The organism is Taibaiella koreensis (genome assembly GCF_003545715.1).
Classification (GTDB): domain Bacteria; phylum Bacteroidota; class Bacteroidia; order Chitinophagales; family Chitinophagaceae; genus Taibaiella; species Taibaiella koreensis.
On the sequence record NZ_QVNU01000005.1, the window covers coordinates 329,303 to 355,244 of the forward strand.

Here is a 25,942-nt window from a genome sequence, read left to right on the forward strand (position 1 = left end):
CATATCTATTTTCCATTCTTTTTAAAATCCAAACAATGTTAGGTTTCATATCTAAAATATTCGGGGGTAGCAAGTCTGAAAAAGACGTCAAGAAGATCCTGCCCCTGGTTAAAGAGATCAATAGTCATTTCGAAAGCTATGCTTCGCTTTCCAATGACGCGCTTCGTCACAAAACGGTGGAATTCCGTGAACGTATTGCCCAGCATCTTTCCGATATCGACGCGCAGATCGCTGCCAAGAAAGCCGAAGCCGACGATAACGTCGAAGTAGACCTGCACCAGCGTGAAGCCATTTATGACGAAGTGGACAAGCTGGACAAAAAACGCAATGAGCACCTGGAAGAAGTGCTTGAGAACCTGCTTCCCGAAGCCTTTGCCGTGGTGAAGGAAACGGCCCGTCGCTTCAAGGAAAATAAAGAGGTTGTCTCTACGGCTACGCCCCGGGATCGCGACCTGGCGTCGATGCGTGATTACCTGCGTATCGAAGGCGATCAATCCATTTACAACAACTCCTGGTCTGCGGCCGGCGTAGAGGTAAGCTGGAATATGCTTCACTACGATGTACAGTTGATAGGCGGTTCGGTGCTGCACCAGGGTAAGATATCCGAAATGGCGACCGGTGAAGGTAAGACGCTGGTGTCTACCCTTCCCGCTTACCTCAATGCCCTTGCCGGACGTGGCGTACACGTAGTTACGGTGAACGACTACCTGGCCCGTCGTGACCAGGAATGGAATGGGCCCGTATTTGAGTGGCTGGGCCTTACAGTAGATTGTATCGATAAGCACCAGCCCAATTCGGAGCAACGCCGCAATGCTTACCTGGCCGATATTACCTATGGCACCAATAATGAATTTGGCTTCGACTACTTGCGCGACAACATGGTGCACAACCCCGAAGAAATGGTGCAACGTAAGCATCACTTTGCTATGGTCGATGAGGTCGACAGTGTATTGATCGACGATGCCCGTACGCCGCTGATCATTTCAGGTCCTGTGCCCAAAGGCGATGAACAGCAGTTCCATATCCTGAAGCCCCGGATCGAAAAGCTGCTGGAAGCCCAGCGCAGGATCGTGAACCAATCGCTGACCGAAGCGAAAAAAATGATCTCAGAAGGTAAGACCGACAAAGACAATGGCGGTCTGCACCTGTACCGCGCTTATCGCGGCCTGCCCAAAAACTCGGCGATCATTAAATACCTGAGCGAAGAAGGCAATAAGCAGATTCTGCAAAAAGCGGAGAATCACTTCATAGGCGAGCAGCAACGCAATATGCCCAAGGTCAACGAAGAGCTGTACTTCTACATTGACGAGAAGCAGAACAGCGTAGACCTTACGGAAAAAGGTATCGCGCTGATTACCGGCGCCGGCGAAGATGCCAGCTTCTTTATCCTTCCCGACATTGGTTCGGAGCTGGCAGACATCGAAAAACAAGGCCTCCCTGCCGAAGAAAAAGCGGCGAGAAAGGATACCGTATTGCAGGAATACGCGGCTAAGGCCGATCGTATCCACTCGGTGCAGCAATTGCTGAAAGCCTATACACTCTTTGAGAAAGATGTGGAGTATGTAGTGATGGACGAGAAAGTCAAGATCGTGGATGAGCAAACCGGCCGTATTATGGAAGGCCGCCGTTATAGCGATGGCCTGCACCAGGCCATTGAAGCGAAAGAGAATGTGACCGTGGAAGCGGCTACACAGACTTTTGCCACCGTTACCCTGCAGAACTACTTCCGTATGTACCATAAGCTGTGCGGTATGACCGGTACGGCCGAAACGGAAGCCGGTGAGTTCTGGCAGATCTATAAGCTGGATGTGGTATCGATACCCACCAACCTTACTATTTCGCGTAACGACCGCCAGGACCTTGTATACAAGACCAAAAGGGAAAAATACAAGGCTGTAATTGACGAGATCGAAGCCCTGCGCGGCGTAGGCCGCCCCGTGCTGGTAGGTACTACCTCGGTGGAAGTATCGGAGCTGCTGAGCCGTATGCTGCAGCAGAAAAAGATCCCTCACAATGTACTGAATGCAAAACAACACTCCCGCGAAGCCCAGGTAGTGGCGGAGGCCGGCCTTAGCGGCGCGGTGACTATTGCCACCAATATGGCGGGCCGTGGTACGGATATCAAGCTGGGCGCCGGCGTGAAAGAAGCAGGCGGCCTGGCCATTATTGGTACCGAGCGCCACGAAAGCCGCCGTGTGGACCGCCAGCTGCGTGGCCGTTCAGGCCGCCAGGGCGACCCCGGTACTTCCCAGTTCTTTGTATCGCTGGAAGACGATCTCATGCGCTTGTTCGGCTCCGAGCGTATTGCCGCCATGATGGACCGTATGGGCCATAAGGAAGGAGAAGTACTGCAGCACAGCATGATCACCCGTTCTATCGAAAGAGCGCAGAAGAAAGTAGAAGAAAATAACTTCGGCATCCGCAAGAACCTGCTTGAGTATGACGACGTCATGAACACCCAGCGTGATGCAATCTATAAGCGTCGCCGTCATGCCTTGTTTGGAGAGCGCCTGGCCATCGATCTCGACAATGCCCTGATCGATGTTTGCGCCAACCTGGCCGCAGAATTCGGCAACGATCCCGAAAACCTAAAGATCGAAGTGGTGCGCCAGCTGGCCATCGAGCCCGAATTTGCCGATGGAGACTTTAAGAATACCGATCTGCTGGGCGATAAGCTATACCATCAAGCCAAGGATTTCTATCAGCGTAAAATGGATGGCCTCTGCGAGCATATCCATCCCCAGTTTGCCCAGATACTGGAGCAGCAGGGCGATCGCGTGGAAAATATCGTAATCCCCTTCACCGACGGCGTACGTGGCATGCAGCTGTACATCAACCTGCGTGAAGCGGTAGACAAGAAAGCCCGCCCTGTAGTCGATACCCTGGAAAGGAACATTACCCTGGCCATGATCGACGAAACCTGGAAAGACCACCTGAGAGCGATGGACGATCTGCGCCAGTCGGTGCGCATGGCCTCTTACGAGCAGAAAGATCCGCTGCTGATCTATAAGTTTGAAGCCTTTGAGCTGTTCAAGAAGGCGCTACTTGAGATTAACCAGCACATCATTTCGTTCCTCTACCGCGCCGGTATCCCTATCCAGGAAGCGCCGCCCCAGGCTGCGCAAATGCCGCCGCAACGTACCGATATGAGCCAGCTGCATGATAACAAGGCACAGATCGAAGCCGCAGGCGAAGACTATGCCGCCGATGAGAACGACTACTACCAGGAACCCGGCGCGCCGCCTGCAGTGAAGCGCCAGCCCGTAAGTGTTGAGCCTAAGATCGGCCGCAACGATCCTTGTCCCTGTGGTAGCGGTAAGAAGTATAAGGCCTGCCACGGCAAGCATTTGTAAGACAAAAAGGTTTAAGCTATAGCAGGCAGCATCTTGAAGATGCTGCCTGCGCTTTTTATGGAAAAATCTGTGATGGCCATCTTATGCTAAACCAGGTCTTATGCGCCTCCTCTCCCTTTTCCTATTGTGCTGCAGCCTTGCTTATACCGCCGGAGCGCAGCAACCATCCGTAATACCGGCCGTTACCCTGTTTGGCGGTACCCGGCCAGAAACCTTACCAGCATTCCCCGGAGGTACGGCAGCGTTGCTCCGCTTCATTACTCAAAATTTGTACATCCCGGATGCATTGGAGGCATTTGCCGGCAGGATCATTATACGCTTCGATATCGACGAGCAGGGCCGTCCCGATGCGATAAGGATAATACGCTCGCCCGACCCGGCAATAGACAGCGCTGCTATAGCCATGGTCAAAAAAATGCCCCGCTGGGAGCCCGCTTTGCGGGACGGGAAACCAACAAGATACACTTATCATCTTCCGCTGGTCATCCATACCCTATAGCCCGGCTGATTGACAAGTACAGATGAGACTCTTTCCTTTTTCTGACTATCCGGATATCTATTCCTTTGTGTTTTCCGGCGCAATGAGCTTGTTCCATATTTACCACTAAGGTTTCTACTAGTAGTTTCTTAGTTTTGCAGAAATCAGTATAGAACCATGCAGATGACTCCCGAACATTTTTTCGAGCTTTTTCTTAAAGAACTGGAACAGCGCGAAGAGATGCATCGTTATTACAAATTTCTCGGCAAAGCTTCGTCTTTTCATTTCCGTAAAAACTACTTCCTGGAACGGCTGCGGTACATTGCCGCACGCATCAACGATCCATCCAAAAAGGTCTGGGACTGCGGCTCGGGCTATGGTACTACGGCTTTATTCCTGGCCATGAACGGCATCAGCACACATGGTACCACATTGGAATTTTATTTTGAAACAGTGGCAAAGCGCTACACTTACTGGAACCAATTTGGCAATGCCAACCTCTTTACCTGCTCTTATGAAAACCTCTTCGATAACCCACCGGCAGCTGTCAGCTACGATATGGTGATCGTACAGGATACATTGCATCACCTGGAGCCTATAGGCGATGCCCTCGCTATCTTTCATAAGGCGTTAAAGCCCGGCGGACAGCTGCTGGCCATTGAAGAAAATGGCAGCAATGTGATTCAGAACATCAAGCTATACAAATACAGGGGCAATAAGCGTATTATAAAGCAGTGGGATGAGAAGCTCCAGAAAGATATCCTGATCGGGAACGAGAATATCCGTAGCCTGGCTGCCTGGACAGCGCTGATGGATCGGGCGCATTTCCATATCGATCCGGCATCGGTACAATATGTGCGGTATTACCTGCCCTACCGCTACCGCAATACCGATCCCGAAGAACTATTGCGTAAAGAGGCGGAAATGCAGCGCAGGAGCCGGTTTCGCCGCGAATACTTTTTCTTCGGGCTCAACTTTGTAGCCGAACGTAAATAAAAGAGAAGTCAAGTTTTTAAAACTTGACTTCTCTTTTATCGGGCTTCCCTTGTTATTTAGGATTAATGATCTGCCGGAATTTTTCTTTCAGGAAAGAGGTCTTGAACAGGCTCTCGAGCCTGGGATAATTGCTCTGGTCGCTGGTTTGGGCATACAGCATCTTGACCACATCAAACCTTCCCGATTGCGTATCCAGGTTGTTGGCAATAATGCGTACCTGTTCTGTAGTGAAACAAAGACGGCCCTTGCTTTTGGATAGTACTTTGATGCGGGCATCGTCGTCTGATTTATCCAGGATCTTGAGCGCAAAATTTTCAAAATCGTCGCTGCTCATGGCTGTCTTACAATCGCTGTTGGGCACGCCGGGATCATTGGCTTCTGCTTTCGATGCTTTGCTATGTTCCGGAAAATCCGTTTCGTCGGTGATCGCTGCCAGATCACCCTCATCGGTCTTTACTTCTTTCTTCGGCGCCTTCTTTTTGGTCTTTGCCGGTTTGGGCACCGGAGGCAAAGGGTCGGATACAGCAACCGCCGGTGCGCTGCCAACGGCGGTCCCATCGCTGTTCAGCTCGACATTATCCAGAAAGCGATTGTCCTTTTTGGGTTCCTGCGCAACATCCGCTTCTTCCGTCTTTGCCGGCTTTGCTTTTGTCTTTTTCTTTTCGGGGCGGAAAGCCGGTATTTCGCCGTCGCCGGAAGCGGCTACCGGTGCGGTAGCAGCTATAGGAACTTCAGCTGCGGGCGCTGTATTGCTGGCCACAGGCGGCGCCTGCTGTTGTTCTGGTTCGGGTATATGATCTTCTTCCGGTTTGTTGCCCGATACGATATAGTTTTTTTGCTGGATATCGTAGAGCGCAAACTGCCGGTCATTTACCTTTTGCAGCACAAAGCCCCTGCTTCCCGATTCCGGAACATTGATCGCAAATTTCTGCGGCGGATAAGCATTCTGCTGGAACAATATCTCGATATAGCTTACGCCGGCCGCAAGGTTGGGAATAATACAGTAGTTCTTTCCCAGCCGGGGCTGCATCTGTCCTTCCAGCTTTACATAGAAGGGTGTTTGCTTATCGCCTTCGATATACACATAAGAATAATTACCGGCATAGACACTTTGTGCCAGCAGGCACATACCACATATAAGGCTGAGGATATACTTCATTTGCAATCGTGTTAAATCGTTCTTCTTAATCCTATCAGGCCAGCTCGATCAGGACCTCGCCTTTTTCCACGGCTTTGCGTTCGGTCACCTTGATCGCCTTTACCGTAGCATCGGCCGGCGCTTTGAATACATTCTCCATTTTCATGGCCTCCAGGATCAGTACGGGGTCGCCCTTTTTCAGCTGCTGTCCTTCTGTTACCATTACCTTCAGCACCAGGCCGGGCATAGGTGCTTTAATCGCCTCTACTTTACGGGCATTGCCTATGTTCAGGCCCATTTTCTGCAACAGCTGATCGATAGGCTCTCTGATGGCCATCTCATAGTTGTTACCGTTTACCTTTATCTTAAGCTGCTTGGCTGCACGGTCCACATGATCGACCACGGCAAGATAGCTTTTACCATTGGCCAGAATGCTGAAGGTACCGTTGGGCAGCTGTTTCATATCCCAGCCGATCTGCGTTTCATTTACGGTTACAACATCGTCAGATGCCGCTACTTCCAGCTCTGCGCGGTCGTTGATCTTGATTTTATTCATACCAGATGTAACAAATTACCTGCAAATGTAAGGTTTAAAAAGGGACCTTGATCCAGGCGGCTTTCATTATAACAAAACTGTTTGAACGCGGTAAATTTTGAGTAATTTCGCACCCAGTTTCAAATCAATTCCTTCCAAATTTTATGGGACGTATATTCGAAGTTCGTAAGTCCAAAATGTTTGCCCGCTACGATCGTATGGCAAAAGGCTTCACCAGGGTAGGCAAAGAGATCGCTATCGCAGTAAAGAAAGGTGGCGCCGACCCGGCAACCAACCCTGCCCTGCGTCGCTGCATGCAGAACGCCAAGAGCATTAACATGCCCAAAGACCGCGTGGAAGCGGCTATCAAGAATGCCCTGGGCAAAGATACCAGCAACTATGACGAAGTTTTATATGAGGGTTATGCGCCGCATGGCGTAGCCATACTGGTCGAAACAGCTACCGACAATACTACCCGTACTGTGGCCAATGTACGCTCCCACTTTAACAAGGGTGGCGGCACACTGGGCAATAGCGGTTCCGTAGCCTTCACCTTCCGCCACCTGGGTGTATTCAAGCTCAATCCTGAAGGATTGAATCCCGACGAGCTCGAGCTTGAGCTTATCGATGCCGGCCTCGACGAGCTGGGTGAGGACAGCGAAGGAAATATCATTGTCCATTGCGACTTTGCCGACTTCGGCAATATGCAGAAGGCGCTCGAAGAAAAAGGGATCACACCGGTTTCTTCGGAGTTGGAATGGCTCCCGCTCAATACTGTGGAAGTAACCGAAGAGCAGGCCGATGATGTGTTCAAGCTGATCGAGCGCGTAGAGCAGGATGACGATGTGCAACGCGTTTTCCATAACATGGCATAAAAGGATACCAGATCAGGATACAGGTTTCGAACAATGTATACTTCTACTACCCACATAAGAGTCCGCTACGGGGAAACCGACCAGATGGGCTACCTCTATTACGGGTTCTACGCGTTGTACTACGAGCAGGGTCGCGCCGAGGCCATAAGGCAGCTGGGCTTTACCTACCGCCAGCTGGAGGAAGCAGGTGTGATGATGCCGGTAATCGAAATGAATGCCAAATACTTTCGTCCGGCATTGTACGATGATCTGGTGACTGTGAAGACCAGCCTGAAACAGCTTGACAGGGAAAGTCCGCAGATACAGTTTCATTCGGAATTGTATAATGAAGCGGGGAAGCTGCTCAATGAAGGTGTGGTCACACTGGTCTTCTTTGACCCGAAAACCAGGAGAAAGATCCCGATGCCGGAAATACTCTATGAAAAACTGGCGTCTTATTTTTGATTGCTAATTCTAATCAATTCATATCAATGCAAAGAGATACGGAGATATTTGGCCTCATCGGGGAAGAGCTGGATCGCCAGCGCCGTGGCCTGGAGCTGATCGCTTCCGAAAACCTGACCAGCCTGCAGGTAATGCAGGCGATGGGCAACGTGATGACCAATAAGTATGCCGAGGGCTACCCCGGCAAACGGTATTATGGCGGTTGCGAGGTGGTAGATAAAAGTGAACAGCTGGCCATCGATCGTGCCAAGCAGATATTCAATGTGGACTATGTGAATGTGCAGCCGCATAGTGGCGCACAGGCCAATACCGCGGTGCAGTTTGCGGTGCTGAAGCATGGCGATGCCTTGCTCGGCCTTGACCTGAGCATGGGCGGGCACCTGACGCATGGCTCTCCCGTTACTTTTTCGGGCAAAATGTACCAGGCACATCATTACGGTGTGCGTAAGGAAGATGGCCTCGTCGACTACGATGCGCTGGAAGCCAAAGCAATGGAAGTAAAACCTAAGCTCATCATCTGTGGCGCATCGGCCTATAGCCGCGATTGGGACTATGCCCGCATCCGGGCCGTAGCCGATAAGATCGGTGCGCTGGTGCTGGCCGATATCGCCCACCCTGCCGGTCTTATCGCCGCAGGATTGCTGAACGATCCATTCGATCATTGCCATTTTGTAACCTCTACGACGCATAAAACCCTGCGTGGACCCCGCGGCGGCATCATTATGATGCGCAAGGACTTTGAAAATCCCTGGGGCATTACCGGCCCTAAGGGTGAGATCAGGATGATGAGCCAGCTGCTGGATCTTTCCGTATTTCCTGGCCTGCAAGGCGGTCCTTTGGAGCACGTGATCGCTGCCAAAGCCGTATCCTTTTTCGAGATACTGCAGGATGAATATAAGGCCTATGCCCGCCAGATGCAAAACAATGCGCAGGCAATGGCCAATGCCTTCCTGTCCAAAGGTTATGATATTATCTCGGGCGGCACCGACAACCACTTGCTGCTGATTGACCTGCGCAACAAGGGTATCTCGGGTAAGAAAGCAGAAAATACGTTGGTTAAGGCCGACATTACACTGAACAAGAATATGGTGCCTTTCGACGATAAGTCGCCCTTCGTTACTTCCGGTATCCGGGTAGGTGTGCCAGCCATTACTACCCGTGGCCTCAAAGAGCAGGATATGGTACAAGTGGTTACCTGGCTGGACAAGGTATTGATGTCGCCCGATGACGAGCAGGTAATCGCTGCTGTAAAAGGTGAAGTGAATGAATATATGAACGGGTTTGCCCTTTACCCTGAAATGGGATAAGGCACTTTTTCTGAAGATAAAGGAAGAGGTCCCAAAATGACGCCATTTTCGGACCTCTTTTCTTTTATAGTATCTGCTTTTGATCTAGCAGGAGAATGCTACATTTCTAAACAAAGAAAATTCTTCACAAAAAATATAATATATAAACAAAAATTACGTTTAGCAAATCTGTAGCAATAATTTTGACGATAATTAGTAATAATCTGCATTCTCATATGAAGAAAATAAGCTTCCCTTTGCTACTGACGCTATTCCTTGCTTCCGGCTATTGCAGCCATGCTCAAAATGGTCAGTATGACAAGGAAATGGTCTATGGTCAGGAACTGACGCTCGGTACCAATTCAACGATAAAGCCCGGCAAACTGAATAACCCCGGCGCCGACATGACGTACACCGTTGATACCAATGTAAATCATGTTGATTTTGGCCGGAAACAAAACAACCGGGGGCCTTTTAAAGTTCTTTTCCATTTCCTCCCCATCGCAGCCGACAATAAGTCTGCTTTTACCTTTAGAAAAAGGCAAATAACAGGGACCCATATTACCAAAAAAAGCAAAATTTCGGGCATTGAGCTCACTTCTAATGGTTTTGAGATTACCTACAAACCCAAGAAAGGCAAAACAGGGCTGGTAGATGATTATGTGATTGTACATACTACCAATGGAGACCTGATCCTGTGGCTTACCGGCGAGATCATCGATCCCAAAAAGAAAGAAGGGCAATAACCGATATATCATTTGAAATAAGAAACCCAAAATGCTCCTTCGCAGGGGCATTTTTTGTGTGCAGCGACCACCGGGCCATCCCGTCTGCCATTAAGCCGAGGAAATGGTTTCGTCAGGCCAAGGCCTGCAGGCGGGTATAGGTAAAGATCCCCGTTACTGTACCGAACCCTTTAAACGGCCCTTCAGGTATTCATAGATATCTTTTTCGCCAGGCCCATCGTTTTTGTACAGTTGCAGAAAGCGTTTATAATACTTCGTAGCCACAGCTGTATTGTCCAGGTTGGCTTCATAGATGCGCCCCATACTATACAGGCGCAGTATCCGGTGCGAAAGATAATAGGAGCTGTCGAGACAGGCCAATGCAGGTTTGTATTGCCTGAGGGATTCGTAATTGAGCGAGGCGCAGTGATAGTAGGTTTCCAGCATATCCGATTTTGCCATTGCAATACAGTCCTGCAGCAAGGCATTGCTTTTCTTAAACTCCTTTAACTCTGTGCAGGCCAGGGCTGCGTAGTAGGTTATATTTTCGGTCCCGACCTGGTTCTGCTTCAGGTAATCATAGATGGCAATGCAGTCCCTATAACGCTTCAGCTGGTAGCAGGCAGCGGTAATATAGCTGAATGAGGCCGGCGACACAACCTGCTGCTGCCGAAGCTGCGCTCCAATATCGACGGCACGTGCATAGCGTTTCAACGAATAGGCTGTCTTAGCAGCAAGCTCCAGTATTGCGGTATTCAGCGAGTCTGTTTGCAGGTAAGCATATATAATGGCATCCGCTATTTCATAATCCTTCTTTGCGATCCATTGTTCTGCAAGCGCTTCAGCTACCCACCCGTCTGTGGGATCCAGCTGATAGGCTCTGCTGAGCCAGGCAAATCCCGAATCGGCCTGACCCAGCGCATAAGCGGCCGTGCTCAGCTGCTTCCATAAAGACGCGTTACGGGGTCGCAACGGCAGCAGATGCTGATAGTGCAGCAAAGCCTGGCGGTATTGTTTTTGCTGCATCCGTATGCCCGCCAGGCTTTGCCGCGCCGGAACGGCATTGCTGTCCAGCAGCAAGATATGTTCATAGATTCCGGCGGCATCGTTGAGCTTGCCCGACTGTTGATACGCATAGGCCAGCAGGGAAAGGTCTTTCGGTTCGCTACCATCGGCAAGCGGTTGCAGATAGGCGATCATTTGATCATATTGCTGCTCCTGCAGGTATTCCATTACCTTGCTACGGTCTATTGGCGGCTGGGCTTTTGCTGCGAGGCCTGCCAACAGTATGCCCATGCTGTACATTAAATATCTCATTCCTGTTCTTTTCCTAAAACTATAAAATTAGTTTTAAAACTAAAAATTTAGTTTTTCCTTGAGAAAACTTGCTCTTCCCGTCTGCCGGTACCGGGAGAAAGGTAAAAATTTTCTTTTTAACCACTGATTAAACCTTTGGGTACGCAGGAAGTCCTATATTTGATATATCACAAACCACATATTCTAAAATATCATCACTATGAAAAAGATAATTTTTCTCTTTGCAATAGGCGGTTGTATGCTGACAGGCTTTCAATCAATGGCCCGGGTGGTAGCACTGAAGAACTACCCTGTCGCAGAAAAAAGCAGCGGGTCTTCCTACTTCAGCAAGGACAGATCGGCAGATTGGGGCAATAGCATGACCTATTCTTACCAGGTGGACCTGGGTTACCTGGCAGAAGGCCAGGTCTACGACTTCAAAATGCCGCTCAAGTCCGGCGCGACATATCCTAATCCGGGACCTAATTACTGGCTGAATGCCGGGGATGTGCTAGGCTACCTTATTCCCGAAGAAAGCGGCATTCAAACGCCCAATATGTTCAGGAATGTATTCTCCGCTTCGGTCGATACCAAAGACCAGAAAGGCAGCTTTGAACAGGTAGTTAAAGTATCGACCAAATACGGTATGTTTTACTTTACAATAAAGGCCTTTGTTGTGGACGGCGCTGTACTACAGGCCCTGGCACATACCTCTCAGCCTGCATTACCCAAAGATAAATAGGACCGGATCATTTGGTCTTGTGTATAGGAACGCCCGCTACGGAACGCCGCAGCGGGTGTTTTTTGGTTATGAGAGGCAACCATCTGCACAGGCAGCCGGGAACCGGAAACAATCGGCTGGTAATCTTTGAAACCTGGCTTGGGGAATCTGGATTTCAATTTCGTTTGGCAGGCATTTCTCAAGGGGAAAAAGCCGGACGCAGAGATTTATATCGGGGGAACACTATCCCGTTGAGAAATAGCTGGTAGCTGACAATGATTGAATCACGCTAAGTACGCGCCCTATCAATAGGTCTTGTTCCAGCCCCAGGCTTCGGTCTTTTTGCCGATATTGAAGAATTTATTCAGCTGGAAGCTTAAGCCCAGCTCGTTGTAAGCGCCGGCAGAAGCAAAATAGGACCGGGCGTAGTGCACCTGCAGCTTGTTGAGATTGACGCCGGCGCCGAAGGAAAAGCCGGCCAGTCCTTTGGCATCCTGCGCGGCCAGCTCGCCGCGGCGGATATGGTTATAAGCGGCAGATACCGTGATACGCTTACCGAGGATAAGCTCTACGCCGAAGTTGAGGTGCCTGAATATCTTATCGGCAATATACTTTTTATTGCTTGTGGTATCTTCGGCTGTCGGCAGCAGGCTGTTGCTTACTTTGTCGGCCGGGTTGTTGTACCGCACATCCCATTCGTAAAGGTTGTGCCCTACGATGAAAATACGTAGGGGCAGGTTGCGTAGCTGCTTGCTGATGCCTACCTGGAGGTCGAAGGGCATAGGCTCCGACTGGGTTTCGGGATTGTATTTTTTCACCATTACCCCCATGTTCTTGGCAACAACGCCGAAGGTCCACAAGTTGGCGGTATCTTCATAAACGATGCCCACGTCGGCCAGCACGCCTATCGCCGAGCGGTCGCCCAGAATGGATTGTGCCCATTTGATCGTAGCGCCGTAGCGCCAGCGTTCCAGGTATTTACGGGAAGCGGAGAGATTGATTGAATAATCGGCGGCACGGATGTCGCCCAGGTTATTGCCCTGTATATCGGTATTCTGGAAAGAACCGTAGTTGTAGTATTGCACGCCGAAGCCGAAATCGGTATTCAACGGCTCTACATGGTAAGCGTACTGAAGATTGGCAATACCGATGCCGGCGTAGTAAAGATTATAGTTCAACGCCAGCTGGTTGTGGTTGGCAGGGTTGAGCAGTGCCGGGTTTTGCAAGGTAAAGGTAACGTCGTTATCCGGGCTGGCAGGTACATAGCCGCCCAGGGCCGATACATGCGGGCTATTGCTCATGCGCAGGTATTCGAAAGCATGCTGCCCGCCTGTGATCTGGGCATAGCCCTGGAAGCCGGGTGATATGGTAAAAGCAAGAGCCGTAGCCAGCCGTATAAATTTACTCATAAACCTTAGAACGGAATTACAGTACTTATATTGTATAAAAAAGAAGCCCCTGCGGAACAGGGCTTCCCTTGTCACCTCAATGTATCAGCTAAGCCGGCCATGGGCTTAGCTATTTGCTTTTTCCATATCGTCCATGATCTGGTGGCTCACGCCGGTGAAGGAAAAGCCTCCATCGTGGAACAGGTTTTGCATGGTCACCATCCGGGTCAGGTCGCTGAACAGGGTTACGCAGTAGTTGGCGCAATCTTCCGCGCTGGCATTACCCAGGGGCGACATTTTTTCGGCATAATGATAAAAGCCATCAAAGCCGGTAACACCGGAACCGGCCGTGGTCGGTACGGGCGATTGCGAAACGGTATTGACCCTTACTTTCTTTTCCCTGCCGTAATAGTAACCGAAGCTGCGGGCAATGCTTTCCAGCAGCGCTTTGGCATCGGCCATATCGTTGTAGCCGGGGAAGGTACGCTGGGCGGCGATATAGCTGAGCGCTACCACCGATGCCCATTCATTGAGCGCATCCAGCTTCTTCGCGGTTTGCATAACCTTGTGAAAAGACAGGGCGGAGATATCAAGGGTCTTCAGAAAGTTGTCGTAATTGGTAGCGTCGTAGGTAAAGCCTTTACGCATATTGGGCGACATGCCGATGGAATGCAGTACAAAATCGATCTTACCGCCAAAATGATCGGTAGCCTGGTTGAACAGGCTCTCCAGGTCGGCGACAGACGTCGCATCGGCGCCAATGACAGGGGCATTATTACACAGGGCAGAAAGCTCTTTAATGCTACCCATACGCAACGCTACGGGAGCATTGGAAAGCACGATCTCCGCACCCTCTTCTACCGCACGCAATGCCACCTTCCAGGCAATAGAGCGCTCATCCAGCGCGCCGAAAACAATCCCTTTTTTACCAGATAATAATTGGTTAGCCATAACAGATCTAAAATAATTTGAGGGGGTAAAGGTAACGAAAAAAGAAAATGGTCAGCCAGTTTTATGAGGGTAAACTCCCGGGATATGGATCATTTCTCTTTGTAGTCAAAAACAGCCTGGCCATCTTCCGACAATTCAAACCTGCCGGATGCATCCTTTCTGAACGTTTCGAGGTAAAAGCAGCAGATGAGGATAAGAGCATTGATATTAAAAGCCCAGCCAATCCATAACCGATCTTCTCTATTATACAAGGCGCCTACACTCAGCAAGACCAATAATAAGATAACCCAGCTTAGCTTTAACCAGTCCAGGTATCGCTTCCTCCTTTTGCGCAGAAAATGGATGCCATAACCAACAAGAATGGTTATGCCTCCGATCAGCAGGATCAGCCTGCCGGCAGGCCAATGTTGTATAATGAACAGCTGGCCCAGCCAGAAAAAACCGATACCGCTGTAAACGAATGGCCGTAGAGGGCTCTCGCGGAGCGTGCCTTCGGTATAGAGCCATAAGCCTCCCAATAGATGAAAGGCGCCAAATGCCCACCGGTAGGCAATATAGGCTTCGTCGGCCCAAATGCCAAAGTAGTATAAAACGTGGCTCGCCACGCTAAGACAAAATAGTACCGGCAACAAAATACGCATGACTTTCCTTGTTCTGCTCATATTTCCTTTTTAGTGTCCATCCGGATACAACTCGTCGGCCAGAAACGGCTGCTGACCCGTCGAAGCATCATCTTTATCCTTTCAACAGGCTCAAGGAACGGCTTGGTTTCCTATATCGGGATAGTCAGATTCTTTTTTATTTCAGACTTGCTTTTGCGAAAGCTATAGTAAATAATCCATTCTGCCACCAGCAGGTTTCCTACCCAACCGAGCCAGGCCACCAGGCGGTACACTTCCATAGGCTTAGGCGCAAACAGCAGCACCAGTACCCATTTCCAGAGCCTGAGGCTGATCGCCGACAAGGTGAGTGCATAGCTGCGGTACATCCAACGACGATGCGCATCGAAATTGCCTTTGCGCGCTGCCCGGTAACCCAGGAAAGTGAACAACAGCCATAGTAAAGCCAGCAGGCAAAAAGCCGCCTGCGCCACCCAGCCGCCATTGCCGTAATAGCCCATCAGCAGTCCGGAAGGCCCGGCCAGCACCAGGATAAGCCCGACATATACGCGGCCGCTCCAGCGATGCAGCACGGGAAAACGTTTGCGGATCATGGGCGGGAATTGCAGTATACCCGTCAGCAATACGAAGATGCTGCTGTAGACATGGGTAAAAAAGGCCAGCTGGTAATAACCCCTGCCGGCTACGTCCTGCTTCACACGCAGGAAGGCTACATCGGGCCGTGCCGGTATATACTGCGAGGTGATGAGCAGCATGAGCCAGGTAAAAAAAAGCAGCGCCCCGTATACGGCAAGGCGTAGCAGGCCTGCGGTGCGGCGGGATGCGGTTAAGGGCAGGGCCATAGGTAAACGGATAAAGGATAGTCTTTTTTACGATAATTGAAATGCCACCATTCACCTTCATAAGGTTCAAAGCCGGCGCCGGTCATCAGCGCCCGCAGCATGGCCCGGTTGCTGTGCTGCAGCTTGCCCAGGGCAGCATAGTGGTAAGCAGCCCTTTCCGAAAAATCGTCGAAGTGTCCACCCATATCGAGCAGCTTCCCCGAACTATCGGCCAGACCTACGTCGACAGCCAGTCCACGATTGTGCATAGAGCCTTTGGCCGGGTCGGCCACGTAGCGTTTATCAGGCACCACATCATACATTTTCTGCTGGTAAGGCAAGGGCCTGTAGGCATCAAAGATCACTATCCTGAAGCCTGCGGCGCGCGCCTGCTTTCCCGCAGCCCTTAAAGCCATAGCCGCTTCGGGGCGTAGCAGGCAGCGGGCGCAATCGTATATCTTCCGGTGGGTAAAATTGGCCGTATCGGCATAGGGCATATCCAGCACAAAACCTTCGGCTGCGGCATCGATCGCTATCCATTCCTCCGGCAGCGTCACAACAAGGCTATCCTCCTCCAGCTGTATGCTGTTCTTCGCTGCGGAAGCCTTCACCATGGCGTCTTTAACATCCGGGTCTGTACAGGCAGCGCATAAGCTAGCCACGGCCAAAAACATCGTAATATTCGCGGGCATTCTTCTCATAGCGGAGCAGCAGTTCAATATTCTTTTTTTCAATTTCCGTAAATTCATGCTTCACATCGGTACTTACCGGCACATACCAGGACTGCCGGTCGAAATAGGCCCGCAGCTGCTGGTTCCTGAACGAATAGCCATGACGGGCATAAATGGTATTGCGCATCACGAAGAGGTCGGCCTTGGTCATATTGGCAACTTCCTTTGCCGTAAGCAGGTGGACAGAGGCATTGTAACGGCCTACCTCGTCGGTGGTGGTAAAGTAGCTATAGTCGTATTCCCTCGCATCTTCGTCCAGCTCGTATTCAATACGCTTGCCCTTCTTGTTCCAGTCTACATAACGGTTGTATTCGGGCATGAGCGCCGGGTCGTACCGGAACAAGCTTTTCGTCAGCCTGAATCTTCTGCGGGGTATTCGTACCTTTTTATAGGCCTCCCAGGTGCCTGACAGCACGGAATCGCCCTGCACAACGGAGCAATAAAATACACCGTCATATTTATCATCGCCAGGCTCTTTCAATACGAAATGGTACGTACTGCTATCTTTCCTCACTGTCCCTGCAAAAGGCCGGTCGTTACCGGCAACTACACTGTGGCCGGACACACTGTCTTTATTTACCTTTTCGATCACGATATTGATCTTATTGGTATAGTCCCAGTAAAATCCCTCACCGGCTGTAACCTCCCCGACACTGGTTTCGGGCTCGAACATACCCACCCAATAGCCGGGAACGTCGGCCTCGCTACCAACAGTTAAAAGGGTGTTCCCCGGCCGTTCCAGGGGTTTTGCCACCGGAGCGGCCGGCCCTGCTGCGGAAGGCAGTTCTGCAGGCGGATCTTTACTGTCGTTTTTTACTGCTGTGCTACAGGCAGCTATGCACAGCGAGAAGCATATCAAACAGGTTGTTTTTTTCGTCATATGCGTAGGGTTATCTTTCAAAAATACAGAATCCGGTCCGGCAGCAGAGCCCTTTTATTCCCTGATCATTAACAAAAAGAATACATGGAAAAAAGTTAGCAAAAAGATCATTCCCGAACGCATAAAATCAATTTCAAACATTAATATAAAAAACTTACCTTTGCACCCTCAAATTTAATCTTAAGTTTTTTAATCTAAACTGTCATGGCAGATTTACGCTTACAGCGCAATTTCGGTATCGCCGCGCACATCGATGCGGGTAAGACCACTACCACAGAACGTATTCTGTATTATACCGGCGTTAACCACAAGATCGGTGAGGTACACGAAGGTGCGGCTACAATGGACTGGATGGCTCAGGAGCAAGAGCGTGGTATCACTATTACTTCTGCAGCTACAACTTGTTTCTGGAATTTCCCTACTATACAAGGCAAACCTATTCCGGAGTCTAAAAAATATAAATTCAACATTATCGATACTCCGGGCCACGTGGATTTTACCATCGAGGTAGAACGTTCTATGCGTGTGCTGGATGGTCTGGTTGCATTGTTCTCTGCAGTTGACGGCGTGGAGCCCCAGTCTGAAACTGTTTGGCGCCAGGCTAACCGTTACAAAGTTCCCCGTGTTGGTTTCGTAAACAAAATGGACCGTATCGGCGCCGACTTCCTGATGGTGGTACAGCAGGTACGCGACATGCTGGGTGCAAAAGCAGTTCCCCTGCAATTGCCTATCGGTGCAGAAGACGACTTTAAAGGTGTGGTAGATCTCATCACCATGAAGTCTATCGTATGGGATGATTCTACCCAGGGTATGACTTACACCGAAGGCGAGATCCCTGCCGATATGCTGGAGGAAGCACAACAATACCGTGCTGAGCTGGTTGAAGCTGTAGCTGAGTATGATGATATGCTGATGGAGAAATTTTTCGAAGATCCCAATTCCATTTCTGAAGTGGAGATTCACGAAGCTGTTCGTAAAGCAACATTGGATCTGAGCATTATTCCCATGCTTTGCGGTTCTTCTTACAAAAACAAAGGTGTGCAGAAAATGCTGGATTGCGTGATCCGCTACCTGCCTTCTCCACTGGACGTTGAAGCGATCACTGGTACAGATCCTGATGATAACGAAAAAGTATTGGTACGTAAGCCTGATGCAAAAGAACCTTTCGCTGCACTGGCTTTCAAAATCATGACCGATCCTTTCGTAGGTCGTCTGGCGTTCTTCCGCGTGTATTCCGGTGGACTCGATGCCGGTTCTTATGTACTGAACGTACGTTCCGGTAAAAACGAGCGTATCTCCCGTATCATGCAGATGCACGCCAACAAGCAAAACCCTATCGACCGCATTGAAGCAGGTGATATTGGTGCCGCTGTTGGTTTTAAAGATATCAAAACCGGTGATACCCTTTGCGATGAAAAAAATCCCATCGTTCTGGAAAACATGTTCATCCCCGATTCCGTAATCTCTATCGCTGTTGAGCCCAAAACTCAGGCCGACGTTGAGAAAATGGGCATGGCCATTGCTAAACTGGTAGAAGAAGACCCTACGCTGCGTGTTAAAACCGATGAAGAAACCGGTCAAACGGTACTGAGCGGTATGGGCGAGCTTCACCTGGAAATCATCGTTGACCGTATGCGTCGCGAGTTTAAAGTGGAAGTAAACCAGGGCGCTCCCCAGGTAGCTTACAAGGAAGCCCTCACCATTAAGGTGGAACACCGTGAAGTGTACAAAAAGCAATCAGGTGGTCGTGGTAAGTTTGCCGATATTCAGTTTGAGATCGGACCTGCTGATGAAGAATTCCTGGCTCAGGACAAAGGCCGCTTCCAATTTATAAACGATATCTTCGGTGGATCTATCCCCAAAGAATTTGTACCTGCTATCCAGAAAGGTTTTGAAACCTCTATGTCCAGTGGTGTACTGGCTGGTTTCCCATTGGAAAACATGAGAGTGCGTGTATTTGATGGTTCTTTCCACCAGGTCGATTCCGACTCTATGTCTTTCGAGCTTTGCGCCAAACAAGCGTATCGTGAAGCAGGCCGTAAAGCCAAGCCGATCATCCTGGAGCCGATCATGAAAGTAGAAGTACTGACGCCCGATCAATACATGGGTGATGTAACTGGTGACCTTAACCGTCGTCGCGCTATGCTGGAAGGTATGGATACCCGTAACAACCTGCAGGTAATTAAGGCGAAAGTGCCCCTGAGCGAAATGTTCGGTTATGTAACCCAGCTGCGTTCCCTGTCTTCAGGCCGCGCTTCCTCTACCATGGAGTTCAGCCATTATGCACAGGCTCCTAAGAATGTTGAGGAAGAAGTAGTGACTAAAGCCAAAGGCAAGAAAGCTGCCGAAGCTTAATCCAATCCTTATTCTTACAAGCAGAATTCTACATTCTGCTTGATACAAAGCTCCCGGCTTCCTGCCGGGAGCTTTTCCTTTTTACCCGGACGGCGCTTACCCAAGGTCTCCTGCACAGCCTTCGTCTAACTATTTAAATCCCCCATCCCATGTCCCACAAATACGGTTTGCTGGTGGCCTTGCTATGCCTGTTTGCCTCCTGCGAGTGTGAGCGTTACCAATGTCCGGGCTATTCTGCCAACCCGGTACCCCCGGGTGGAATCTTCCGCTACCGGAATGCGCAAACGGGCACACCGCTGTCTATCGAAGTAAGCAGCAAAGATTTTTCGGAACCCTACGGCAAGAATGAGACCGTGCTGGCGTTTTCCTGTCAGAACGATTGTATGGCGACGGCCAGTGTGGAGGCTGCTACGGTAACGACTGCCGGTGCGCCGCCCATAAGCCTGAAGCTGAACATGGCCAGCTACTACGAAGGCAGGACCTATAGCAATACACAGTTGCACTACCTGCTCAACGATATGGAAAGCGCGTTTACCCTTCAGCCCGAGTTGCAAGCCGGCCATACCGGAGAAGACGGCAGCTGGTATGCCGATACGCTCAGAGAAGTGAACACCGGACTGAAAGTATATCCCAGGGTACTGATCCAGACCAGGAAAACAAGCGGCGGCGGCGACGCTATTGTAAAGACCTACTGGGATACCGATGGTCTTGTCGGCTTCGGCCTGGCCAACGGCGATACCTTTTGGCGCGAGTGATCATTTACCGGTAATTAAAATCCGATAGCCATGAAAAAGTATTTATTCCTTTTCCTCTTGCCTCTGCTTTTGGGCGCTTGTCGCAAGACCCTTCAATGCCCCGCTTTCGATGAAGCAGAACGAAGCCGATGGCTTTCCCAGGCAACTGGCAGTGCCATCATCTTTGAGCGGGAAACAGACCATTTCCTTATCCGATTTTCCGTAGCGGACAATAGCGCCAGCAGCGCTTACCAGGAGAAACCGAGAAACAGCGGTATCGGTTATTATAACAAGGATTGCAAGGCTAATAGTAGCCTCAGCACGACAACCGGCGACGCATCGGCGGGCATAACAGCATACACCCTCTCGATTACCTCCGAGTTCATGGAGGATAAAGAGCAGTTCCGTAGCTTAAAGTACGAGATCGGCGATTTCAACGGCGGGTTTGATCTTCTTCCTGCGCTCAGCATGCCGGTAGTGGAGGCCAATGCCCAAAGGGACAGGGATAGCATCGTCGACAATATGGTCCTGGGTACCAAGACCTACGAACGCGTACTGATCCAGACCCGAAGCAACGCCGATACGGCCGGGAAAATCATCAGGAAAGTGTACCTGGCGCCCGGCTATGGCATTGTGGGCTTTGTGAGCAAAGGCCAACGTTACATACGTCAATGATGACAGGCAACCTTTTTTCATAATAAAACGTTATTAGATAGTGATTACTTAAACTTTTGGCCCGGTATTTGTTCTTTATTCTGCAATTTTGCAGCCCCAAACGGGACCGGTGGCAGACACCGAATGTTTATTAATCTTATTGTCTTAAAACAACAAACAAATATGAAAAAGTTCCTTGCTTTAATGCTGACTGCGACCACTTTTCTTTCTTTTACGGCCGGTGCACAGGATGCCAAAGCCAAAGCCGTACTGGACAAAGTGAGCGCCAAATTCAAGGGCATGAGCAGCCTGAAAGCCAATTTTTCCCTTAATATGGATGATGCCAAAGGCAAGTCGAAAGGCTCTAAAAGCGGCACCTTCCTGATGAAAGGTAACAAATACCGCGTGAACATGACCGGTCAGCAGATCATCAGCGATGGCAAGACTGTGTGGACTTACCTGCAGGCCAACAAAGAGGTACAGGTCGCTTCCTACGATCCCAATGCCCAGAGCATTTCGCCAGCCAAACTGTTTTCCGGTTCTTATAACAGCGAATACAAAAGCGTTTATGGCGGAGAAAAGACAGTAGGCGGCAAGAAAGTAGACGTGATCGAAATGACACCGGTAAACGCCCGCGCTTTCAAGAAAGTAGTGCTGTACGTCGATAAATCCTCTTCAATGATCACCGGCGGCACCATGTTTGATAAAAATGGCGGCTCTTACGGTTATTCCATTTCCGGTGTGACCCCCAATGCCGCCGTATCGGATGCTGAATTTACCTGGGATGCCAAAAAGAATCCCGGCGTTGAAGTAGTGGATCTGCGCTAAATATCAAAAATTCACAATACAGAAAGACTCCGCATGGGGTCTTTTTTTATGCCTTTTAACATAAATAAGTAATCATAAAACAACATATAAAATGTTTACCAACTTTTAGCTATATTAGACCTGTCTTTATTGGCGTAACCGACCAGCAAACCACCTGAATCCATGAAATGTAGGTTGTTCTTTTCTGTCCTTTTGTTTTCAGTTATGATCGCAAAAGCACAGAACGAAAATAATATCTGGTGCTTTGGCAACAATACAGGATTGAACTTCAACAACACACCACCTACCCTCTTCCAGAATAACCTGGCGGTGCTGGAAGGTTGTGCATCGGTTGCGGATGCGGCAGGCAACCTGCTTTTCTATACCAGCGGGGCTATCGTCTACGACCGGCTGGGCAATGTGATGCCCAATGGAACCGGTCTGATGGGTAATGGCCCTTCCTCCGGTCCCATTAGTGTGTCCAGCAAAGAAGGTGTAGCCATTGTACCTCATCCTCAAAACCCTAACCAGTATTACCTGTTCTGCACCGCCGCCATTGAAGATGGAGCGCCTTATAATCTTTATTATTCTATTATCGACATGAGCCTGAACGGTGGCTTGGGAGACGTGGATGTTACCCACAAAAACTTTATCCTGACCAGTGCTTCCGACGAGGCGATCACCATTGTAAGGCATGCTAGCTGCCATAGCTTCTGGTTGCTGAATATGTCCAATAACACCAATAGTAAAACCCTACGGGCATTTGCCATCACACCTGCCGGTATTGCTCCTGCACCGGTCATTACTGCCCTTCCCTATGGCATTGCCAATAATGCTATCGTTGCTACCCGTAATGATTCCCTGCTGCTGTTTACAGGAACCCAGATCTTCACGGCGTCTTTCAATAAAGCCAACGGACAACTGAGCAATATACAATCTTTCTACACTCAGGCCTCTACTCCCGATGTGCTGGAATTTTCGGCAGACGGCAGTAAGCTATATGGCTGCGGTGTCAACACGGGTCTCATACAGTTTGATTTCGGTTTATGGCCCGGCCTGCCGGCAGTGGCGGCATCTGAGACAACGATCTACAGCAGCAATGTACCGCTGATGGGTATGCGTATAGGACCGGACCACAAGATCTATGTACGGCCGGTATATACCAACCTTATCGGTGTGGTCAATAATCCTAATGCAGCCGGCGCCGGCTGTAATTTTGTAGCCAGCGCCCTATCGTTGCCTGCGTATGCCAATCCCCCCGGTTACCCGATTCCCGCCTTTACCGAATTTCCCCATGCCTTTCTGCCACTGTTGCCACCCGATACTTTTCCGGGTCATATCAAGGATACGACGCTGTGCCTGGAGACACCGGCGCTGCTGCAATCAGACACCGGCTATACCCATTATCTCTGGAATACACTGGATACGACCCCTTCGATAACAACAGGCATGGCCGGCACCTACTGGGTAAAGCGAAGCAAGGACTGCTCGCTGTACATAGACTCGTTTTACCTGCACGCCGTTACCACCGATACGCTCCCTGTTTCGGCCAAGGACACCAGCCTTTGTGGCGCCGGTCCGCTGACCCTGTCGCCGGCAGGAAGCTATAGCAGCTACTTGTGGAATACAGGCGATACCAGTGCGACGCTTAACGTATCCTTGTCCGGTCATTACCGGCGTTATGCCATGGCACCCTGTAAAGTATACGTGGACTCTTTTACCGTGCAGTTCAACCCCAGCGATACCAGCTATCATTATACCGACAGCACACTGTGCTTTGCGGCATCTGTAACACTTCAGCCCGGCAACGATCTGAGTCATTTTTTATGGAATAACAGTAGCACGGGCCCGGCGCTTACGGCAAGCCAGGATGGCCTTTACTGGCGCCGCAGTTACGACGCCTGCCGGTTGCACGTGGATTCTTTCGACCTGCATTTCATCAGCTTCACCCTGGACCTTGGCAACGATACCCTGTTATGCCCGGGAGATACGCTGCTGCTGCAAGCGCCGGCCATTACCGGCGCGACCTACCGCTGGCAGGACGGCAGCAGCGATACCCGCTATACGGTAAGCCGGCAGGGATGGTATGCCGTAACCGCTTCGGTAAAACAATGTAGTCTGACCGATTCGATCCGGGTAACCTACAGGGAACGGCCCAGCCTGGCTATACGGCAACCAGACACCACTATTTGCAGAGGGAGCAGCCTGCTGCTGGAGACCATTGCTACCGGCGAGGGATCCTATTTATGGAACGATGGCAGTACGGAGGCGACGCTCCCGGTCAACGCACCAGGCACCTATACTGTTCAGTATATCAACCCTTGCATTTCGCTGTATGACTCAGTAACCATCGATGATGTTGACTGCCATTGCATCCCCTTTGTCCCCAATGCTTTTTCACCCAACGGCGACGGAAACAACGATCAGTTCCGTATCCGTTTAGCCTGCCCCTTGCTTCTGTTTCAACTGCATATTTTCAACCGCTTCGGACAGGAGCTCTTTGTCACAACGAGTCCTGACCAGGGATGGGACGGGACCCAAAACGGACACCCCGTCGATCTGGGCACCTATTTCTACTATCTGAAATATACCGCCCCCGATGGTACATCGCATAAACAAAAAGGAGACCTGACACTCCTGCGATAAAAAATACCGGCGTGCAATAAGATCGTACGCCGGCGGCACAAAAGGAAGTTGTTTCTATTTTGCTGACGGTGCTGCTATAGGAAGCAAACGTATCCGCCAAGCCCTATAGCCCGTCGAAAGGACAAGCTATAGCGTAGTGCTTCGACGAGCCCAGCAAGCGGGATGAGGGCAATGTTGCGCCATGTTTCCTATATCGAAGCAGCCAGATATATTTTCGGCGAAGGTAGCACTATACGAGCACGCGTTCGATCCAGTTCTCGCCGAAGCTGTAAGGCAGGTAGGCGACCGAAGGTGCCGGCCGGGTAAGGATCAGGCGGGCTTTCTTACCCACAGCAATGGTACCCATTTCCTGCTCCAGCTCCATAGCAGCCGCGCCGTTAATGGTTTGCGCATTGATCGCCTCCTCAGGTGTCATGCGCAATTGCGTGCAGGCCAGCGACAGCAGGAAATTCATATTGCCGGAGGGGCAAGAACCGGGATTGTAATCGGAAGCCAGCGCTACGGGCAAACCGGCATCGATGAGCATACGGGCCGGCTGGTAATGCATATTGAGAAAGAAAGCCGCACCAGGCAATAAAGTAGGAATGGTATCGCTTCCCTTCAACGCTTCGATCTCTTCTTCACCCATGCTTTCCAGGTGATCGACGCTGACGGCTTTGTGCTGCACGCCCACCTGAACACCACCCGAACGATGCAGCTGGTTGGCGTGGATCTTGGGCTTGAGGCCGTGCTTCCAGCCGGCTTCCAGCAAACGGGCGGTCTCGTCGACGGAGAAAAAGCCTTTTTCGCAAAAGACATCCATATAATCGGCGAGACCTTCACCGGCCACGCGGGGCAGCATTTGGTCTATGATGAGCCGGAGATAACCTTCATGGTCTTCCCGGTATTCTGGCGGAAAAGCATGTGCTGCCAGAAAGCTCGCCTTTACCGGTATGGCTGCCTGCTCTTTCAGCCGGCGGATCACCCGCAGCATTTTCATTTCACCTTCAAGGCAAAGGCCGTAGCCACTCTTGATCTCGATAGCGCCGGTACCTTGCGCGATCACGGCTTCAAGCCGCTGTACCGACTGCTCGTACAGGAGGCCTTCATCGGTTTCATTCAGCTTTTTTGCAGAATTTAAGATACCGCCGCCCCTGCGGGCAATCTCTTCATAGCTCAGTCCTTTGATACGGTCTACAAATTCCTGGTCGCGGGGCGCCGCAAATACGAGATGGGTATGCGAATCGCACCAGGCCGGCAACACGATCCTTCCTTCGCCATTGATCACCTCGTCGGCCTGTATGTCGCCGGGGATCTGTGCCATGCTGCCAAAGCTATGGATGATGCCGTTCTCGATCAACAGCCAGGCCTCTTTTATAGAAGGCAGGTCGGCCATAGCTTTACCGGCTACCCTGGCTTTACGGTCAGTACCAGGCTCTGTCTGTACCAGTTCTTTTATGTTTTCAATCAGTATGCGCATGAATATACTTTAAGCGTAGAAGGACTACAGGAAAAACAATTTTACAAAT

General features: G+C 50.4%; 23 protein-coding genes. 13 read left to right on the forward strand and 10 right to left on the reverse strand.

Annotated features, from left to right (window positions below; translation table 11 throughout):
- Positions 1-35 precede the first annotated feature (35 nt).
- The 3 genes from secA to DZK30_RS17770 all read left to right on the forward strand — a co-directional run bounded on the left by secA (position 36) and on the right by DZK30_RS17770 (position 4,827).
- On the forward strand, positions 36-3,353 hold the full coding sequence (secA, locus tag DZK30_RS17760) for a preprotein translocase subunit SecA (RefSeq protein ID WP_118975505.1): 3,318 nt from the start codon (positions 36-38) through the stop codon (positions 3,351-3,353).
- A 100-nt stretch (positions 3,354-3,453) separates the two neighbouring features.
- Positions 3,454-3,852 carry an energy transducer TonB gene (locus DZK30_RS17765; RefSeq protein ID WP_118975506.1) on the forward strand — a complete coding sequence of 133 codons (399 nt, stop codon included), beginning with the start codon at positions 3,454-3,456 and terminating at the stop codon, positions 3,850-3,852.
- Positions 3,853-4,014: 162 nt separating this feature from the next.
- Positions 4,015-4,827, forward strand: coding sequence for a class I SAM-dependent methyltransferase (locus DZK30_RS17770; protein WP_205529481.1), 813 nt, complete (start codon positions 4,015-4,017; stop codon positions 4,825-4,827).
- Positions 4,828-4,879: 52 nt separating this feature from the next.
- Here the strand turns inward: DZK30_RS17770 and DZK30_RS17775 are convergent, their stop codons facing one another.
- Positions 4,880-5,986, reverse strand: a complete 1,107-nt coding sequence (locus DZK30_RS17775) for a DUF4476 domain-containing protein (RefSeq protein ID WP_118975508.1) — start codon at positions 5,984-5,986, stop codon at positions 4,880-4,882.
- A 34-nt stretch (positions 5,987-6,020) separates the two neighbouring features.
- Positions 6,021-6,521, reverse strand: coding sequence for an acetyl-CoA carboxylase biotin carboxyl carrier protein subunit (locus DZK30_RS17780; RefSeq protein ID WP_118975509.1), 501 nt, complete (start codon positions 6,519-6,521; stop codon positions 6,021-6,023).
- Positions 6,522-6,664: 143 nt separating this feature from the next.
- Here DZK30_RS17780 and DZK30_RS17785 point away from each other — a divergent pair, with 143 nt between their 5' ends.
- From DZK30_RS17785 to DZK30_RS17800, 4 genes are all read left to right on the forward strand, one after another.
- Positions 6,665-7,375, forward strand: a complete 711-nt coding sequence (locus DZK30_RS17785) for a YebC/PmpR family DNA-binding transcriptional regulator (protein ID WP_118975510.1) — start codon at positions 6,665-6,667, stop codon at positions 7,373-7,375.
- Positions 7,376-7,408: 33 nt separating this feature from the next.
- The gene (locus DZK30_RS17790) at positions 7,409-7,819 is read left to right on the forward strand and encodes an acyl-CoA thioesterase (RefSeq protein WP_118975511.1); all 411 of its coding nucleotides are present in this window, start codon (positions 7,409-7,411) and stop codon (positions 7,817-7,819) included.
- A gap of 26 nt (positions 7,820-7,845) precedes the next feature.
- Positions 7,846-9,126 (forward strand): serine hydroxymethyltransferase, encoded by a 1,281-nt coding sequence (locus DZK30_RS17795; protein ID WP_118975512.1) that lies wholly within the window; start codon positions 7,846-7,848, stop codon positions 9,124-9,126.
- Between the two features lie 215 nt (positions 9,127-9,341).
- A complete protein-coding gene (locus DZK30_RS17800; protein ID WP_118975513.1) occupies positions 9,342-9,851 on the forward strand; it encodes a hypothetical protein in 510 nt (169 codons plus the stop codon).
- Positions 9,852-10,004: 153 nt separating this feature from the next.
- Here DZK30_RS17800 and DZK30_RS17805 read toward each other — a convergent pair whose 3' ends face one another.
- Positions 10,005-11,147 carry a tetratricopeptide repeat protein gene (locus DZK30_RS17805; protein ID WP_162903200.1) on the reverse strand — a complete coding sequence of 381 codons (1,143 nt, stop codon included), beginning with the start codon at positions 11,145-11,147 and terminating at the stop codon, positions 10,005-10,007.
- A 199-nt stretch (positions 11,148-11,346) separates the two neighbouring features.
- Here DZK30_RS17805 and DZK30_RS17810 point away from each other — a divergent pair, with 199 nt between their 5' ends.
- A complete protein-coding gene (locus tag DZK30_RS17810) occupies positions 11,347-11,868 on the forward strand; it encodes a hypothetical protein (protein WP_162903201.1) in 522 nt (173 codons plus the stop codon).
- Positions 11,869-12,152: 284 nt separating this feature from the next.
- Here the strand turns inward: DZK30_RS17810 and porQ are convergent, their stop codons facing one another.
- The 6 genes from porQ to DZK30_RS17840 form a co-directional block, all read right to left on the reverse strand.
- Positions 12,153-13,256 carry a type IX secretion system protein PorQ gene (gene porQ / locus DZK30_RS17815; protein ID WP_118975516.1) on the reverse strand — a complete coding sequence of 368 codons (1,104 nt, stop codon included), beginning with the start codon at positions 13,254-13,256 and terminating at the stop codon, positions 12,153-12,155.
- A gap of 105 nt (positions 13,257-13,361) precedes the next feature.
- Positions 13,362-14,186 carry an enoyl-ACP reductase FabI gene (locus tag DZK30_RS17820; RefSeq protein WP_118975517.1) on the reverse strand — a complete coding sequence of 275 codons (825 nt, stop codon included), beginning with the start codon at positions 14,184-14,186 and terminating at the stop codon, positions 13,362-13,364.
- A gap of 89 nt (positions 14,187-14,275) precedes the next feature.
- The gene (locus DZK30_RS17825; RefSeq protein ID WP_162903202.1) at positions 14,276-14,848 is read right to left on the reverse strand and encodes a hypothetical protein; all 573 of its coding nucleotides are present in this window, start codon (positions 14,846-14,848) and stop codon (positions 14,276-14,278) included.
- A gap of 110 nt (positions 14,849-14,958) precedes the next feature.
- The gene (locus DZK30_RS17830; protein WP_118975519.1) at positions 14,959-15,648 is read right to left on the reverse strand and encodes a DUF2306 domain-containing protein; all 690 of its coding nucleotides are present in this window, start codon (positions 15,646-15,648) and stop codon (positions 14,959-14,961) included.
- Positions 15,633-16,241, reverse strand: coding sequence for a M15 family metallopeptidase (locus DZK30_RS17835; protein WP_205529482.1), 609 nt, complete (start codon positions 16,239-16,241; stop codon positions 15,633-15,635). Before DZK30_RS17835 ends, DZK30_RS17830 begins: the two co-directional genes overlap by 16 nt.
- 40 nt (positions 16,242-16,281) lie before the next feature.
- Positions 16,282-17,238: a YARHG domain-containing protein gene (locus tag DZK30_RS17840; protein WP_118975521.1), complete on the reverse strand. Its 957-nt coding sequence runs from the start codon at positions 17,236-17,238 to the stop codon at positions 16,282-16,284.
- Between the two features lie 204 nt (positions 17,239-17,442).
- Here DZK30_RS17840 and fusA point away from each other — a divergent pair, with 204 nt between their 5' ends.
- From fusA to DZK30_RS17865, 5 genes are all read left to right on the forward strand, one after another.
- Positions 17,443-19,593, forward strand: coding sequence for an elongation factor G (gene fusA, locus DZK30_RS17845; protein ID WP_118975522.1), 2,151 nt, complete (start codon positions 17,443-17,445; stop codon positions 19,591-19,593).
- A gap of 149 nt (positions 19,594-19,742) precedes the next feature.
- Positions 19,743-20,348 (forward strand): hypothetical protein, encoded by a 606-nt coding sequence (locus DZK30_RS17850; RefSeq protein WP_118975523.1) that lies wholly within the window; start codon positions 19,743-19,745, stop codon positions 20,346-20,348.
- Between the two features lie 30 nt (positions 20,349-20,378).
- The gene (locus DZK30_RS17855; protein ID WP_118975524.1) at positions 20,379-21,002 is read left to right on the forward strand and encodes a hypothetical protein; all 624 of its coding nucleotides are present in this window, start codon (positions 20,379-20,381) and stop codon (positions 21,000-21,002) included.
- A 162-nt stretch (positions 21,003-21,164) separates the two neighbouring features.
- Entirely contained in the window at positions 21,165-21,809 is a 645-nt protein-coding gene (locus DZK30_RS17860; protein WP_162903204.1) for a LolA family protein, read from the forward strand.
- Between the two features lie 204 nt (positions 21,810-22,013).
- Complete coding sequence (locus DZK30_RS17865) at positions 22,014-24,434, forward strand: gliding motility-associated C-terminal domain-containing protein (protein ID WP_162903205.1); 2,421 nt, start codon at positions 22,014-22,016, stop codon at positions 24,432-24,434.
- A 229-nt stretch (positions 24,435-24,663) separates the two neighbouring features.
- Here DZK30_RS17865 and hutI read toward each other — a convergent pair whose 3' ends face one another.
- The gene (hutI, locus tag DZK30_RS17870; RefSeq protein WP_118975527.1) at positions 24,664-25,893 is read right to left on the reverse strand and encodes an imidazolonepropionase; all 1,230 of its coding nucleotides are present in this window, start codon (positions 25,891-25,893) and stop codon (positions 24,664-24,666) included.
- Positions 25,894-25,942 lie beyond the last annotated feature (49 nt).